The organism is Pseudoduganella sp. jia 12 (genome assembly GCF_055502675.1).
The window spans coordinates 332312-347038 of record NZ_JBUXKP010000007.1; the positions used below are offsets into that span (position 1 = coordinate 332312).

Annotated in this window: 12 protein-coding genes; 6 read left to right on the forward strand and 6 right to left on the reverse strand. The window is 63.2% G+C overall.

Annotation, left to right across the window (positions count from 1 at the left end; all coding sequences use genetic code 11):
* The first annotated feature begins 297 nt into the window (after positions 1 to 297).
* Both ACY65G_RS17745 and ACY65G_RS17750 read left to right on the forward strand, forming a co-directional pair.
* Positions 298 to 2631, forward strand: coding sequence for a penicillin-binding protein 1A (locus tag ACY65G_RS17745; RefSeq protein ID WP_464998641.1), 2334 nt, complete (start codon positions 298 to 300; stop codon positions 2629 to 2631).
* Positions 2632 to 2721: 90 nt separating this feature from the next.
* The gene (locus ACY65G_RS17750) at positions 2722 to 4227 is read left to right on the forward strand and encodes a SulP family inorganic anion transporter (protein WP_464998642.1); all 1506 of its coding nucleotides are present in this window, start codon (positions 2722 to 2724) and stop codon (positions 4225 to 4227) included.
* A gap of 126 nt (positions 4228 to 4353) precedes the next feature.
* Here the strand turns inward: ACY65G_RS17750 and cyaY are convergent, their stop codons facing one another.
* Entirely contained in the window at positions 4354 to 4695 is a 342-nt protein-coding gene (gene cyaY / locus ACY65G_RS17755; RefSeq protein ID WP_464998643.1) for an iron donor protein CyaY, read from the reverse strand.
* Positions 4696 to 4734: 39 nt separating this feature from the next.
* On the opposite strand from cyaY, the gene lptM reads away from it, so the two are divergent.
* Both lptM and lysA read left to right on the forward strand, forming a co-directional pair.
* Complete coding sequence (gene lptM, locus ACY65G_RS17760; RefSeq protein ID WP_464998644.1) at positions 4735 to 4920, forward strand: LPS translocon maturation chaperone LptM; 186 nt, start codon at positions 4735 to 4737, stop codon at positions 4918 to 4920.
* Between the two features lie 26 nt (positions 4921 to 4946).
* Positions 4947 to 6224, forward strand: a complete 1278-nt coding sequence (lysA, locus tag ACY65G_RS17765; RefSeq protein ID WP_464998645.1) for a diaminopimelate decarboxylase — start codon at positions 4947 to 4949, stop codon at positions 6222 to 6224.
* A 338-nt stretch (positions 6225 to 6562) separates the two neighbouring features.
* Here lysA and ACY65G_RS17770 read toward each other — a convergent pair whose 3' ends face one another.
* The 5 genes from ACY65G_RS17770 to ACY65G_RS17790 all read right to left on the reverse strand — a co-directional run bounded on the left by ACY65G_RS17770 (position 6563) and on the right by ACY65G_RS17790 (position 12594).
* Entirely contained in the window at positions 6563 to 7192 is a 630-nt protein-coding gene (locus ACY65G_RS17770) for a protein-methionine-sulfoxide reductase heme-binding subunit MsrQ (protein ID WP_464998714.1), read from the reverse strand.
* Positions 7193 to 7199: 7 nt separating this feature from the next.
* Positions 7200 to 8177: a protein-methionine-sulfoxide reductase catalytic subunit MsrP gene (msrP, locus tag ACY65G_RS17775; RefSeq protein WP_464998646.1), complete on the reverse strand. Its 978-nt coding sequence runs from the start codon at positions 8175 to 8177 to the stop codon at positions 7200 to 7202.
* Between the two features lie 93 nt (positions 8178 to 8270).
* Complete coding sequence (gene ccsB, locus ACY65G_RS17780; RefSeq protein ID WP_464998647.1) at positions 8271 to 9599, reverse strand: c-type cytochrome biogenesis protein CcsB; 1329 nt, start codon at positions 9597 to 9599, stop codon at positions 8271 to 8273.
* Positions 9600 to 9672: 73 nt separating this feature from the next.
* Positions 9673 to 11778, reverse strand: a complete 2106-nt coding sequence (locus ACY65G_RS17785; protein WP_464998648.1) for a cytochrome c biogenesis protein ResB — start codon at positions 11776 to 11778, stop codon at positions 9673 to 9675.
* Between the two features lie 192 nt (positions 11779 to 11970).
* Entirely contained in the window at positions 11971 to 12594 is a 624-nt protein-coding gene (locus ACY65G_RS17790) for a c-type cytochrome (protein WP_464998649.1), read from the reverse strand.
* Between the two features lie 189 nt (positions 12595 to 12783).
* On the opposite strand from ACY65G_RS17790, the gene yihA reads away from it, so the two are divergent.
* Both yihA and hemB read left to right on the forward strand, forming a co-directional pair.
* Positions 12784 to 13548, forward strand: a complete 765-nt coding sequence (gene yihA, locus ACY65G_RS17795) for a ribosome biogenesis GTP-binding protein YihA/YsxC (protein WP_464998650.1) — start codon at positions 12784 to 12786, stop codon at positions 13546 to 13548.
* 14 nt (positions 13549 to 13562) lie between these two features.
* Complete coding sequence (gene hemB, locus ACY65G_RS17800) at positions 13563 to 14576, forward strand: porphobilinogen synthase (protein ID WP_464998651.1); 1014 nt, start codon at positions 13563 to 13565, stop codon at positions 14574 to 14576.
* Positions 14577 to 14727 lie beyond the last annotated feature (151 nt).

Here is a 14727-nt window from a genome sequence, read left to right on the forward strand (position 1 = left end):
ACCACCCCGGAATAATTAGCATAAAGAGAAAAAAACGTTTAAAAACCGTCGCTTACGTGAATAATTCCGGACGGCAAGATGGATGCTAGCAATTCCTCGCGGCAACTGTAAAGTCATTTCCGCAGTGCATGATTACTTTCATGTGCGTAGGAAACCACACTTGTCGGCCGATGTGTGGCCGGGCCAATAACACAGTTGTCACCTTGCTTACCGATACCACTGGTATTGCCGCGCGGACGTGCCGGGGGTAGCGGCTCGCTTATAATGCGTGCACAAAATTTCAAAGGTTTTCCCCGCATGACTCCTCCGAACAACGCTTCCAAGAAGACCAGGTCCAAGTCGCCCAGGAACCTGCTGCTGATGGCACTGGGCTCCGTGGTCGGGCTGGTCCTGGTCCTGGTGCTGCTCGTGGTGTTCGGGCTGGCACTGGCCTACCCAAGCCTGCCATCGCTCGATACGCTGACCGATTACCGGCCCAAGATGCCGCTGCGGATCTATTCGGCCGACAATGTGCTGATCGGTGAATTCGGCGAAGAACGCCGCAACCTGGTGCGCTTCAAGGACATCCCGGACGTGATGAAAAAATCCGTGCTGGCGATCGAGGACGACCGCTTCTACGAGCATGGCGGCGTGGATTACCTGGGCATCCTGCGCGCGGCGTTCCACAATGCCACCGGCGGCGCGCGCCAGGGCGCATCGACGATCACGCAACAGGTCGCGCGCAACTTCTTCCTCTCCAGCGAGCAGACCCTCAAGCGTAAGGCCTACGAGGCACTGCTGGCGTGGAAGATCGAGCAGAACCTCACCAAGGACCAGATCCTGGAGGTCTACATGAACCAGATCTACCTGGGCCAGCGCGCCTATGGCTTCGCGTCGGCGGCGCAGATCTATTTCGGCAAGAACCTGCAGGACATCACGATCGCCGAGGCGGCAATGCTGGCCGGCCTGCCGAAGGCGCCATCCGCCTACAACCCGGTGGTGAACCCGAAGCGCGCCAGGACGCGCCAGCAATACATCCTGCAGCGCATGGCGCAGCTGGGCTACATCACGCCGGCGCAGTTCGAAGAGGCGAAGAACGAACAGCTGAAGGTCAAGACCGACAGCAGCGAGTTCGGCGTGCATGCCGAATACGTGGCCGAGATGGCGCGCCAGCTCGTCTACGAACAGTTCAAGGAAGATACCTATACGCGTGGCCTGAACGTGTTCACGACGATCACCAAGGCCGACCAGGACGCCGCCTACCTGGCCTTGCGCAAGGGGGTGATGGATTACGAGCGCCGCCATCCGTACCGCGGCCCGGAGGCCTACGTGGACCTGCCGAAGAACCGCGCCGAGGCGGACGAGGTGATCGAGACCGAACTGGCCGAACACCCGGACAGCGACGACATCGTGGCCGCGATGGTGCTGTCGGCATCGCCGACGAAGGTCACTGCGATGACGGCCTCCGGCGAGGAAATCACGATTACCGGTACCGGCCTGGCGATGGGCAAGGCCTGGCTGTCCGAAAAGGCCGCGCCGAACCGCCGCATCCGCCGCGGCGCCGTGATCCGCGTGATGCAGGAAGAGAAAGACTGGCAGATCACGCAGATGCCGCAAATCGAATCGGCCTTCGTGGCCGCCAGTACCGAGGATGGCGCCATCAAGGCGATGGTCGGCGGCTTCGACTACAACCGCAACAAATTCAACCACGTGACGCAGGCATGGCGCCAGCCGGGCTCGTCGTTCAAGCCGTTCATCTACTCGGCTTCGCTGGAACGCGGCCTGTCGCCGGCGACGATCATCAACGACGCGCCGATTTCGTTCGATGCCGGCCAGACGGGCGGCCAGCCGTGGGAACCGAAGAACTACGACGGCCGCTACGAAGGCCCGATGACGATGCGCCGTGGCCTGACGAAGTCGAAGAACATGATCTCGATCCGCATCCTGCACAAGATCGGCGCCAAGTATGGCCAGGAATACACGACGCGCTTCGGTTTCGAAGCCGACAAGAACCCGCCTTACCTGACCCTCGCGCTGGGTGCCGGCGCCGTGACGCCGCTGCAGATGGCAGGCGCCTATGCCGTGTTCGCGAACGGCGGCTACAAGGTCACGCCGTACCTGATCTCGAAGGTCACCGATGCCAACGGCCGCATCCTGTCGCAGGCCGCGCCCGACCGCGCCGGCGTGGAAGGCAACCGCGTGATCGACGAGCGCAACGCCTTCCTGATGGACTCGATGCTGCGCGACGTGGCACGCTATGGCACCGCCGCCAAGGCCCAGCAGATACTGAAGCGGCCCGACCTGGCCGGCAAAACGGGCACGACGAACGACTCGATCGACGCGTGGTTCGCCGGCTACCAGTCGAAGCTGGTGGGCATCGCCTGGATCGGCTACGACCAGCCGAAGAACCTGGGCAACCGCGAAACCGGCGGCGGCCTGGCCCTGCCGATCTGGATCGGTTACATGCAGAAGGCGCTGAAGACGATTCCGGTCGAGGAGCGGCCGGTACCGGACGGGATCGTGATGGCCAACGGCGATTACTACTATGCCGAGAACCCGCCGGGCGTGGGCGTGGAAAGCCTGGAAGGTGCCGCCCGCGGCACCCCGGAAGAAGAAAAGGCGCGCGACGCCGTCAAGAACGAGCTGTTCTAATCACATAAGCAAAACCGGGGACGTACCCCTGTTTCCAGGAAATTTCCTGGAAACAGGGGTACGTCCCCAATTTTTTCAGTGGCCAACATCATGTCTTCACTTACAACCGCGCAGTTGCGCACCGATGTCCTGTCGGGCATCACCGTTTCCCTGGCGCTCGTGCCCGAGGCGATCGCCTTTGCGCTGCTGGCCCAGGTGAGCCCGCTGACGGGCCTGTATGCGGCCTTCATCGTGTGCCTCGTCACGTCCGCGCTGGGTGGCCGGCCGGGCATGATCTGCGGTGCCGCCGGTGCGCTGGCGGTGGTGATGACGAGCCTCGTCGTGACGCACGGCCCCGAATACCTGTTCGCGGCGGTCGTGCTGATGGGCGTGTTCCAGCTGCTGTTCGCGGCGTTCAGGCTGGGCAAGTTCATCCGCATGGTGCCGCATCCGGTGATGCTGGGCTTCGTCAACGGCCTGGCGATCGTGGTCTTCATCGCCCAGTTCGGGCATTTCAAGGTGAACGGCCAGTGGCTGCAAGGCAGCGCGCTGTGGACGATGCTCGGGCTGGTGGCACTGACGATGGCGATCATCTACGTGCTGCCGCGGCTGACGAAAGCGCTGCCGGCCTCGCTGGTGGCGATCCTCGTCATTTCCGGCCTCGTGGCCGCGCTGGGCATCGACACGAAGACGGTCGGCGACATGAGCTCGATCGCCGGCGGCCTGCCCTCCTTCCACGTGCCGCAGGTGCCCCTGGCGCTCGACACGCTGTACATCGTGCTGCCCTACTCGCTGATCCTGGCCGCCATCGGCCTCATCGAAACGCTGCTGACCTTGAACCTGATCGATGCCATCACGGACACGCGCGGCCGGCCGAACCGCGAAAGCATGGCGCAGGGCCTGGCCAATGTCGCCAGCGGCTTCTTCGCGTCGATGGGCGGCTGCGCACTGGTGGGGCAGAGCATGATCAACATCGACAATGGCGCCCGCCACCGCATTTCCGGCATCACGGCGGCCGTGTTCCTGCTGGGCTTCATCGTGCTGCTGTCGCGCTGGATCGAGATGATCCCGCTGGCGGCGCTGGTGGGGCTGATGTTCGTCGTCTGCGAAAAGACGTTCGCCTGGGGCAGCCTGCAAACGCTGCGCAAGATTCCGCGGCAGGATGCGGTGATCGTCGTGGGCGTCACGGTGATCACCGTGCTGACGGACCTGGCGGTGGCCGTGCTGGCCGGCGTGGTGTTCGCGGCGCTCGTGTTCGCGTGGCAGCACGCGAAGGAAATCCGCGCCGACGTGTCGACCGATGAGCACGGCTGGAAGGTCTACACGCTGAAGGGCTCGCTGTTCTTCGCCTCCACGGCGAACTTCGCGGCGCTGTTCGATCCGAAGAACGATCCGGCACACGTGGTCATTGAATTCCGCCACGCCAAAGTGGTCGATCACTCGGCCGTCGAAGCCATCGACACGCTGGCCACGCGCTACCAGCAGGCCGGCAAGACGCTGCATTTGCGGCACCTCTCGCCGGATTGCCTGGACATCCTCACAAACGCCAAGGGCATGGTCGAGGTGAACGAGTTCGAGGACCCGCACTACCGCATTGCGGATGACAGGCTGGCATAACGAAAAAGCCGATGAAAAAAACCGGTGACAGACACCAGTAATTCTGGAACATCTGTTTCAAAAAAACCGGTGTCTGTCACCGGTTTTAGTGTCCGTCACCAGTATTCCGGCAACTTTGCGCTGGTGTCACGGGTTTTCGCTGACGATCACCGGTGCGCCGCCCGACTGTTCGGTGGCGATCTGCGACAGCGCGTCGAACAGCTCGCCGCCGTCGCGCGTGTTGACCCAGCGGCCGTCGACGCGGCGGTAGTGGAAGCCGCCGGAGCGCGCGGCCACCCACAGTTCCTGCATCGCGGCCTGGCTGTTGACGATGACTTTCGAGCCGTTGTGCAGGAATTCGATCTCGAGCACGTTGCCGTTGCGGCTGCATTCGACGTCGAGCCGGTTGTCGTCGTTCAGGCGGTCCAGCGCGGCTTCGATCGCGTTCAGCGTGCTGTCGGCCAGGTCCAGGAATTCGGTTTCGGTCATGCTACACTCCAAGGGTTCAGTAATAACGAGATTCTAATCGTGAAGTCCACTCCCGCGCGTGTCTTGATTTCCATGTTGATTGCCGCGTCGCTCGCCGCCTGCGGCCAGACCGGCGCCCTGTACCTGCCGAAACAGCCCGTCAAGGCGGAGTCGCCGACCGGCAAGCCCGGCGTGGCGCCATCTTCCGCCCCGGTACCTTCGACACCGCCCGCGTCACAACAGTAAATTTCCAGCAGACCTCCAGTTAAATAATGTCCCACTTCGATTATCAGAACGGCGTGCTGCACGCCGAAGGCGTTGCCCTGCCCGCCATCGCTGAAACGTTCGGCACGCCGACTTATGTGTACTCCAAGGCCCAGTTGCTGGACAACTTCGATGCGTACGCGAACGCCTGCGCCGGCCGCGATGCGCTCGTGTGCTATGCGATGAAGGCCAATTCGAACTTGGCGATCCTCGACCTGCTGGCACGCCGCGGCGCCGGCTTCGACATCGTCTCCGGCGGCGAACTGCTGCGCGTGATCGCCGCCGGCGGCGATCCGAAGAAAGTGATTTTCTCCGGCGTGGGCAAGAGCGAGGCGGAAATGCGCCTGGCGCTCGAACACGACATCCTGTGCTTCAACGTGGAATCGATCCCCGAACTGCACCGCCTGGATGCCGTGGCCGGCGCGCTGGGCAAGAAGGCGCGTGTCTCGCTGCGCGTGAACCCGAACGTGGACCCGAAGACGCACCCGTACATCGCCACCGGCCTGAAGGCCAGCAAGTTCGGCGTGGCATTCGACGACGCGCTGGCCACCTACCGCACCGCCGCGCAGTTGCCGAACCTGGAACCGGTCGGCATCGATTGCCACATCGGCTCGCAACTGCTGGACGACACGCCGCTGCTGGAAGCGCTGGACCGCCTGATCGAGCTGATCGACACGCTGGCAGCCGAAGACATCCACCTGCATCACCTGGACATCGGCGGCGGCCTGGGCATCGACTATGGCGTGGCCGGCGAAGATGCGCCCGTGCCGGCCGGCGATTACCTGGGCCGCGTGTTCCAGCGGGTCGAAGCGTGGCGCGCGGAAAAACACGATGGCCGCGGCATCAAGGTGATCTTCGAGCCGGGCCGTTCGATCGTCGGCAATACCGGCGTGCTGCTGACGAAAGTGGAATTCATCAAGCACGGCGAGGAAAAGAACTTCTGCATCGTCGACGCGGCAATGAACGACATGGCCCGCCCTGCCCTGTACCAGGCGTGGATGGACATGCAACCGGTCGTAAAACGTGAAACCAACGGCGCCGTGTTCGACGTGGTCGGCCCGATCTGCGAATCCGGCGACTGGCTGGCGCGCGACCGCGACCTGCCGGTCGAAGCGGGCGACCTGCTGGTCATGAAGACGGCCGGTGCGTATGGCATGACGATGGCCTCCAACTACAACACCCGCGGCCGCGCGGCCGAGGTGATCGTCGACGGCGACCAGGTGCACCTGGTGCGCCGGCGCGAGAAGGCCGAAGAGCTGTTCGCGCTGGAATCCGTGATCCGCTGAATGTTGCGCTAAATATGGGGACGTACCCCATTTTTCAGGAAATATTGCCGCAAAAATCGGGGTCTGACCCTAATGCCGTTCAGATAAGCCAAACCCCAGCGGCAGATGCCGGGGTCAGGGGGGTACTGGCAAGCCAGCACCGCTACGCCGGCAAGGAGCAATGCTCCTTGAAACCCCGGCTGCGCCCCAGCGGGTCTGACCCCAGACCTTCGCTTTTGGAGTGTATGCATGCGGATTCGACATGCCTGCCGAACGCTAACTGAACGGCATTAGGGTCTGACCCCGAATTGAAGAAACATTTCCTGAAATTGGGGTCTGACCCCGGTGCTGGGAAAGATTCAGGCGCTGGCGCGAGCCGGCGCTTTGCTTTTCTGCCGCGCCCACCACACGCGCACCAGCAGCAGCGCGGCGACGATGCAGGCGAACAGCAGCGGCTGCGCCAGGTCGTTCTTGGCGGCCTTCATCCACCAGTAATGCAGCACGCCGAGGGGCACGATCGCATAGATCAGCCGGTGCAGCCACAGCCACTTCTTGCCGCCGAGCCGCTTGACCATCGCGTTGGTGCTCGTTGCGGCCAATGGAATGAGCAGCACGAAGGCGATGAAGCCAACGAGGATGAACGGGCGCTTGACCACATCCTTCAGCATCCCCGCCACGTCGAAGAAATGGTCGAACCAGAGGAACGTGGTGAAGTGCAGCACGCCGTAGAAGAACGCATACAGGCCCAGCATGCGCCGCAGCTTGAGCAACCAGTTCCATTTCGTCACCCGCCGCAGCGGCGTCACGGCCAGCGCGATGCAGAGGAAGTACAGCGTCCAGTCGCCGGTCGAGTGCGTGATGTACTGCAGCGGTTCGACCAGCGCGTCGGTGAACACGAGGTACACCAGCCGCGCGAGCGGCACGAGCGCCAGCAGGTGTACCAGCGCCTTGATGCCGACAAGCTGTTTCGTGGAAGGCTGCATCAGGATCTCCGCCTCAGAACCACTTCTTCAGGTCCATGCCCGTGTACAGCGAGGCGACGTCGCCATAGCCGTTGAACGGCAGCGTCTTGCGCTTGCGGGACAGGAAGGAATCCTCGCCGATGCGCCGCTCGGAAGCCTGCGACCAGCGCGGGTGGTCCACGTCGGGGTTCACGTTCGAATAGAAGCCGTATTCGGACGGCGCGGACTTGTTCCATGCGGTGCGCGGCATGTCGCGGGTAAAGCGGATCTTCACGATGGACTTGGCCGACTTGAAGCCGTACTTCCACGGCACCACGATGCGCACCGGGGCGCCGTTCTGGTTCGGCAGCACGTCGCCATACATGCCCAGCGTGAGCAGCGTGAGCGGATGGTTTGCTTCGTCGAGACGCAAGCCTTCCACGTAGGGCCAGTCCAGCACGCGGCTGCGGATGCCCGGCATCTGTTGCCGGTCGGCCAGCGTGGTGAATTCCACGTACTTCGCGTTGCCGGTCGGTTCCACGCGCTTGATGATCTCGGCAAACGAGTAGCCCACCCACGGGATCACCATCGACCACCCTTCCACGCAGCGCAGCCGGTACACGCGCTCCTCCAGCGGAGCGAGCTTGAGCAGCGAGTCGATATCGAGCGTCATGGGCTTTTTCACTTCGCCTTCGATCGCCACCGTCCAGGGCCGCGTGCGCAGCGTGCCGGCGTTCTCCGCCGGATCGCTTTTATCCGTGCCGAACTCGTAGAAGTTGTTGTAGGTGGTCGCATCCTTGCGGGGCGTCTGCTTGTCCAGCGCCGAGTAGGCGGGATTGAGTTTCGCCGCCAGCTTCGGGCTGGTTCCCTGGGCGAACGCTTCGCGCGTCAGCATCTCGACCAGGGCGCCGCTGGCGATCGACCCGGCGGCGATCTGCCGGATGAAATCACGCCGCGATTCAAACACATGGCGCGGCGTGATTTCCGATGAAAACGGCAGGTCGATGCCGTTGGGGGAACGTTTGATCAGCATGATGGCTCCGGGCAGTAAGGATTTATACAAACCTTACACCAATCCCGGAAACCATTCGTTTAGGACAGCATTAAACCGGTGCCCGCCCGCCGGTTAAAGTTCGCCGTAGGAATGCAGGCCCGACAGGAACATGTTGACCCCCATGAAGGCAAACGTGGTGACCACCAGGCCGACCAGCGCCCACCATGCGCCCACGCGGCCGCGCAGGCCGGACATCAGCCGCATGTGCAGCCATGCCGCATAGTTCAGCCACACGATCAGCGCCCACGTTTCCTTCGGGTCCCACGACCAGTAGCCGCCCCAGGCCTCGGCCGCCCACAGCGCACCCAGGATCGTGGCGATCGTGAAGAACGCGAAGCCCGCCGAGATCGACTTGTACATGATGTCCTCCAGCACCTCGGCATCCGGAATGCGGTCCGCCAGCCGGTTGCGCAGCAGGTTCGTCACCGCGAACAGCACGGCCAGCACGAAGATGAACTTGCTGGTGCCCACCGTCGAGCTGCGGATGGCTTCGCTCGCGCCGGTGGCGAAGGCCACCAGGTTGATGAGGGCGATGAACCCCAGCGGCACGGCAACGAGCCAGATCCACATGGTGCGCGGCCGTTCGTACTTCAGCAGGAATGCCCAGCCCAGCATCGCCGCCAGCGCGAACGTGCCGTAGCCGATGAAGTTGGCCGGCACGTGGATCTTCATCCACCAGCTCTGCAGCGCCGGCACCAGCGGCTGGATCTCGTGCGCATCGCGCGTGACCGTGTACCACAGCAGGAAACCCACCGCGGCCGAAACGATCATCATCACGAACGGGCCGAGCTGGCGCGTGGCGTAACGCCCTTCGTAGTACAGGTGGAACATTGCCGTGATCAGGCAGAACAGGATGAACACTTCATACAGGTTCGAGATCGGGATGTGGCCCACGTCCGGCCCGATCAGGTAGGACTCGTACCAGCGCACCATCATCGCGGTCCAGCCCAGCAGCAGGCCGCCCCAGCACAGCCGGGCGCCGATCGCGCCGCCCGCGGCGGACCGCGATACCAGCCCGATCCAGTAGAACAGCGTGGACAGGAAGAAGAACACGCTCATCCACAGGATCGCGGACTGGCTCGACAGCATGTAGCGCAGCCAGAAGCGCTGTTCGCCCGCGGCCAGGTCGCCGCCATACATGGCGATGGCGCCCAGTGACAGCACCGTCATCGCCACCATCAGGGTGCGCATGGGTTTCCAATGCCAGCCCAGCGCCGCGAACGTGGGCACGGACAGCAGCAGGATCGCCTTTTCATAGACGTCCATGTAGGCGCCATAGCGGTTCAGGCCGAACAGCGCGCCGCCCAGCAGCACCAGGCCGAATACCCAGTCGTAAGCCGACAGCCGGCGGAAATAGCCGGGGTCGGCCGCGTAGGGTTGCTTTTGGGTGATGTCCATCATGGTCTCCAGCTCTTCATTTCCTGCCTGTCGATTGACTGCACGTTCTCTGCATGTCCCAGCATGTTCCGCCAGCTTACGCCTCCAGCGGCAGCTTTTCCTTCAATTCGTCGAATTCGCGGTCGAAGTCGAGCGTGCGGCGTTGCGTGCTCATCGCCATCAGCGCATGGGCGCCGCCCGTGCCGCCATCGTCGGCCCGCACCCACACCCACAGGCGCCGCTCGCGGATGTAGAACATGGCGAACACACCCAGCACGAGGAACAGGCAGCCCAGGTACACCACCGACTTGCCCGGCGAGCGCGTGACCTGGAAGACGGAGGCCTTCACCTGCTCGAATTCGTCGAGCTGCAGGTACACCGGTGCGCCGTAGAAGAAACTGTCGGACAGGCCGTTCATTGCCAGCTGCAGCCAGCGGGCATGGGGCTCGTCCGGTACGATGGCGGCCAGGCCGTCGCGTTCGCGCGCCACGTTCCACAGCTCCCACAGCGTGCCGTTCAGGATCTTCATGAAGATGTCGGCCGCCTTTTCCTGCTCGGCCTGGGGCACTTTTTCCAGGAAGCGGCTGACCGACATGTAGCCGCCCGCATCCTTGTCGCCGGCGAAGATCTCGAGGCTCTTCCGGGCCGACAGCGCCAGTTGCGACTGCACCGTTTCGCTCTTGCCATCGCCCTTGCCTGCCCCGGGCGACATGCGGCCAGCATACGCGTTGGCGGCGCGCTCGCGCAGCGCGGGATCGTGCAGCGCGGCGCGCAGGCGCATCCAGTCGCGCACGCTGTGCTCGTCGTCGGCGGGAATGCGCAGGTAGCTGAACGGATCGCTCGGACTGGCGCGCACGCCGGACAGGAACATCGGCACGCCTTCCAGCGTGACTGGCTGCATGTAGTTCTGGTATTCGCGCGCCTGGCCCGTGCTGTCGCGCACTTTGTACTGCACGCTGGGGCCGACGTTTTTCAGGTCCTTGTTGTTGGCGTTCTTGGCGGCCGAGCCCAGGTGCTTGTCGAGGCCCAGGGCAAAGGCGTTGCCCAGTTTCTCGCCCTGCTTCACGGCGCGCACATCCTGGTTGGCCGTGTTTTCCACGTTGAACGGCCGGAAGTCCGCCCACTCGATCGTGTGGGCATCGTCCAGCTTCGTGGCTTCGCCCACGATGCCGTCGAGCGCGAACTGGCCGCTCTTCGTGCCGGTCATCGGGAAGCCCGTCAGTTTCAGCTTGCTGCCGCCATCCTCGAAGCTGGCCTGGTACACGGCCAGCCCTTTCCAGATCAGCGGCTTGTTCACCTCGATGGTGGCGCTTTGCGTTTCGCCGGTGACGCGGTCGCGCACGACGACATCGCTGGCGAACAGCTTCGGCATGCCGGTGCTGTAGAAATCGATCGTGAATTTTTTCAGCTCGATGACGAATGGCAGATCCTGGATCAGCACTCCGTCCGGCCGCGACAGCACGGCGGACGCACTGGCCTGCCCCTCCGGGATCACGGTATTGCCGCGGAAGGTGGGGTTCGATACGCCCAGCCGGTGTTTTTCCGGAATCTCCGCGATCAGGCCGTTGCCCTTGAAGGGTGTCTTGTCCAGCGCCCATTCCTGCACGCGGATCGGGATGTCCGAGTCGAGCAGCCCGCCCACGCAGATGATCACGATCGCGCTGTGCGCGAAGATGTAGCCGAACTTGTTGGCCGCGCCGCGCTTGGCCGCCACCAGCAGCCCGCCATCCTTGGCCACCACCTTGGCCTGGTAGCCCGCATGCACGAGGCGCTGCGCCACCTGGCCGGCCAGCGCATCGGGCGCCAGCGCCGCCTGCCACTCGGCCTTGTGGTGGAAATTGCGCAGCGACTGTTCGCGCACGTTCTCGCGCCAGCTGCGCATGTCCTTCACCATCTTCGGCGCGTTACGCAGGATGCACAAGGACGTGGAGACGACGAGGACGCCCATCATCAGCAGGAACCACCAGGCGGAGTAGACCGCATACAGCCCCAGCTTGCCGAACACGTCGAACCAGAACGGGCCGAACTGGTTCACATAGTTCGACATCGGCTGGTTCTGCTGCATGATCGTGCCGATGATGGCGGAAATGGCGATCATCACCAGCAGCGCGATCGCGAATCGCATCGAGGACAGCAGTTCGAACGCTTCGTTCAGCGCCGGGCGGCGGGTATTGAGACGGATGCCCGTCGTTGTAGTACTCATTCAGCGGTGCTCATTCAGTGGTGCTCATTCTGTGGTGCTCATGTGAAACCCGGCTTTTTGTATACAATTTCGCCAGGCATAGTAACAAAAAAAATGGCGGCCCCGTCGTGGTAGCCGCCTTTTTTTCATGCATATTGCCAATTCTTTTGCCGAATGAACCGCGCGTGCCTGTGCTTCAAGCCAGGCACCGGGTCACTTCAGCCCCGCCACATAATCGGCCACGGCCTTGATTTCATCGTCGGACATGCGCTGCGCGATCGTTGTCATCTCGGCGCTGTTCTTGCGGCCATGGCCCTTGAACGCGCCCAGCTGGGCGATCGTGTAATCCTGGTGCTGGCCGCCGATGCGCGGGTATTTCGACGGGTTGCCGGCACCCGCCGGCCCGTGGCAGCTGGCGCAGGCCGGCACGGCTTTCTCGGCCAGGCCGCCGCGGTAGATCTTCTTGCCCAGCTCGATGGAGTCGCGAACCTTCGCGGCACCCGGCTTTTGCGACTGCGCGGCCAGGTAGGCGGAAATGTTTTTCTTTTCCTCGTCCGTCAGCATCTTCGCGTACATGGTCATGATGGGCTGCGCGCGATCCGGTTTCGTGAAGTCCACCAGCTGCTTGTACAGGTAACCCTCGGGCTGGCCCGCGAGCTTGGGATTGGCGACGATCGTGGAATTGCCGGCGGCGCCGTGGCAGGAAAGACAGGAAGGCAGGCCGCGGGCGGGATCGCCATCGGCATAGAGCGTGGCGCCCTTGGCCGGATCCACCTTGGGCGCCTGCGGGGTGGCGGCGCTGGCCGTTCCCGCAAAGACCATCATTGCAATGAACATCGAGCGTACCACTGGTGAATACTTACGATACATTCAGCACCTCATTCAGACAACGTAGGGAAACTTACGGAAACGAGTCAATAAAATGTCGCAATGTTCGGGCGCGCCGGCCCGCATGGAAGCGGGTCGTAACTCCTTATTGTACAATAGCTTCCCGGCATAACTGCCTGTTCTCGTAGCAATTCTTCAATGTCCAAGCTCTGGCAAGCCCGCTTCTTCACGACCGTCAACCACCTGCGCGACCTGCCCCGTACCACGGTGCCGGAAATCGCCTTCGCCGGCCGTTCCAACGCAGGCAAATCGACCGCCATCAATATCCTGTGCAACCAGAAGGGGCTGGCATTCGCATCGAAGACGCCAGGCCGCACGCAGCACATCAACTTCTTCTCGATCGGGGGTGCGCATGTGGCGATGCACCGCCATGACCCGATCAACATGGATGAACTGCGCTGCCTGGTCGCCGACCTTCCCGGCTACGGCTATGCCGAAGTCTCGGGCAACGCCAAGCTGCACTGGCAGCGCCTGCTGGGCGACTATGTACAGCAGCGCGAACAGCTGGCCGCGCTGGTGCTGATGATGGATGCGCGCCGCCCGTTCACCGACCTCGATATCCAGATGCTGGAATGGTTCGCGCCCACGGGCAAGCCGATCCACTGCATCCTGACCAAGGCCGACAAGCTGACCCGCAACGAAGCCGTCAACGTGCTGCGGCAGACGCAGGCCAAGCTGGACAGCTATGTCGACGAAGACGGCGAAGGCTTCCCGTTCACCGTGCAGCTGTTCTCCGCGCTCAAGCGCGTGGGTATCGAGGAAGCCACGGCGAAGATCGAGGAGCTGGTCGGCCTGAACGATGACCTGGACAATGCAGGGGACGCAGCGGCACAGGAACAAGGCGCCGGTGACGAGACCGGGGACGGCGCGCCTGCCGACACCGATCCGCCTTCCTCCACCTGACTCGGAATCACACGATGCACAGCCCACACTTCTCCGCCCAGTTCCCCGCGATGCGCATGCGCCGCATGCGCCGCGATCCGTTCTCCCGCGCGCTGATGCGCGAAAACACCGTCACCGCGGCGGACCTGATCTACCCGGTGTTCATCCTCGAAGGCACGAACGTGCGCGAGCCGGTGCTGTCGATGCCGGGCGTGGAGCGCGTGTCGGTCGACCTGCTCCTGAAGGTGGCCGAGGAGTGCGTGGCACTGGGCATTCCGGTGCTGGCGCTGTTCCCCGTCATCGACGCAGCGCTGAAGACGCCGGACGGCATCGAAGCGACGAACCCGGAAGGCCTGGTGCCGCGCGCCGTGCGCGAACTGAAGAAGCATTTCCCGGAACTCGGCATCCTCACCGACGTGGCGCTCGACCCCTACACGAGCCATGGCCAGGATGGCCTGATCGACGACGCCGGCTATGTCATCAACGACATCACCACCGACATGCTGGTACGCCAGGCGCTGGCGCAGGCCGAGGCGGGCGTGGATGTCGTCGCGCCCTCGGACATGATGGACGGCCGCATCGGCGCGATCCGCCTGGCGCTGGAAGGCAAGGACCACATCCACACGCGCATCATGGCTTACTCGGCCAAGTACGCGTCGGCGTTCTACGGCCCGTTCCGCGACGCCGTGGGCTCCGCGAAAAACCTGGGCAAGGGCGACAAGAACCAGTACCAGATGGATCCCGCCAACAGCGACGAGGCGCTGCGCGAAGTGGCCGGCGATCTGCAGGAAGGCGCGGACATGGTGATGGTCAAGCCCGGCATGCCGTATCTCGACATCGTGCGCCGTGTGAAGGACGAATTCAAGGTGCCCACCTTCGCCTACCAGGTCAGCGGCGAGTACGCGATGATCAAGGCCGCCGCGCAGAATGGCTGGCTCGATCACGACAAGGTGATGATGGAATCGATGCTGGCCTTCAAGCGGGCCGGCGCGGATGGCGTGCTGACTTACTTCGCGCTCGATATCGCACGCAAGCTGAAAACCCTGTAAAGGGGCGTCTTCTCGTCGATCAAGCGGGCCAATGGCCCGCTTTTTTATTGCTCGGCTGGTTGCAGAACAACACTGCCACACCGGGGACAGTCCCTTTATTTTGGCAACTTTTTTGCAGGAATAAGCAGGCAATGCGTCGACGAGAGATAAC

What these genes read in the sequence shown, in the direction of transcription:
- ACY65G_RS17790 (WP_464998649.1), bottom strand. Translation starts at nt 12,594, where the DNA reads ATGTTCATTGCAATGATGGTCTTTGCGGGAACGGCCAGCGCCGCCACC.
- msrP (WP_464998646.1), bottom strand. Translation starts at nt 8,177, where the DNA reads ATGCTGATCAAACGTTCCCCCAACGGCATCGACCTGCCGTTTTCATCG.
- hemB (WP_464998651.1), top strand. Translation starts at nt 13,563, where the DNA reads ATGCACAGCCCACACTTCTCCGCCCAGTTCCCCGCGATGCGCATGCGC.
- ACY65G_RS17745 (WP_464998641.1), top strand. Translation starts at nt 298, where the DNA reads ATGACTCCTCCGAACAACGCTTCCAAGAAGACCAGGTCCAAGTCGCCC.
- lysA (WP_464998645.1), top strand. Translation starts at nt 4,947, where the DNA reads ATGTCCCACTTCGATTATCAGAACGGCGTGCTGCACGCCGAAGGCGTT.
- ACY65G_RS17750 (WP_464998642.1), top strand. Translation starts at nt 2,722, where the DNA reads ATGTCTTCACTTACAACCGCGCAGTTGCGCACCGATGTCCTGTCGGGC.
- ccsB (WP_464998647.1), bottom strand. Translation starts at nt 9,599, where the DNA reads ATGATGGACATCACCCAAAAGCAACCCTACGCGGCCGACCCCGGCTAT.
- ACY65G_RS17785 (WP_464998648.1), bottom strand. Translation starts at nt 11,778, where the DNA reads ATGAGTACTACAACGACGGGCATCCGTCTCAATACCCGCCGCCCGGCG.
- yihA (WP_464998650.1), top strand. Translation starts at nt 12,784, where the DNA reads ATGTCCAAGCTCTGGCAAGCCCGCTTCTTCACGACCGTCAACCACCTG.
- cyaY (WP_464998643.1), bottom strand. Translation starts at nt 4,695, where the DNA reads ATGACCGAAACCGAATTCCTGGACCTGGCCGACAGCACGCTGAACGCG.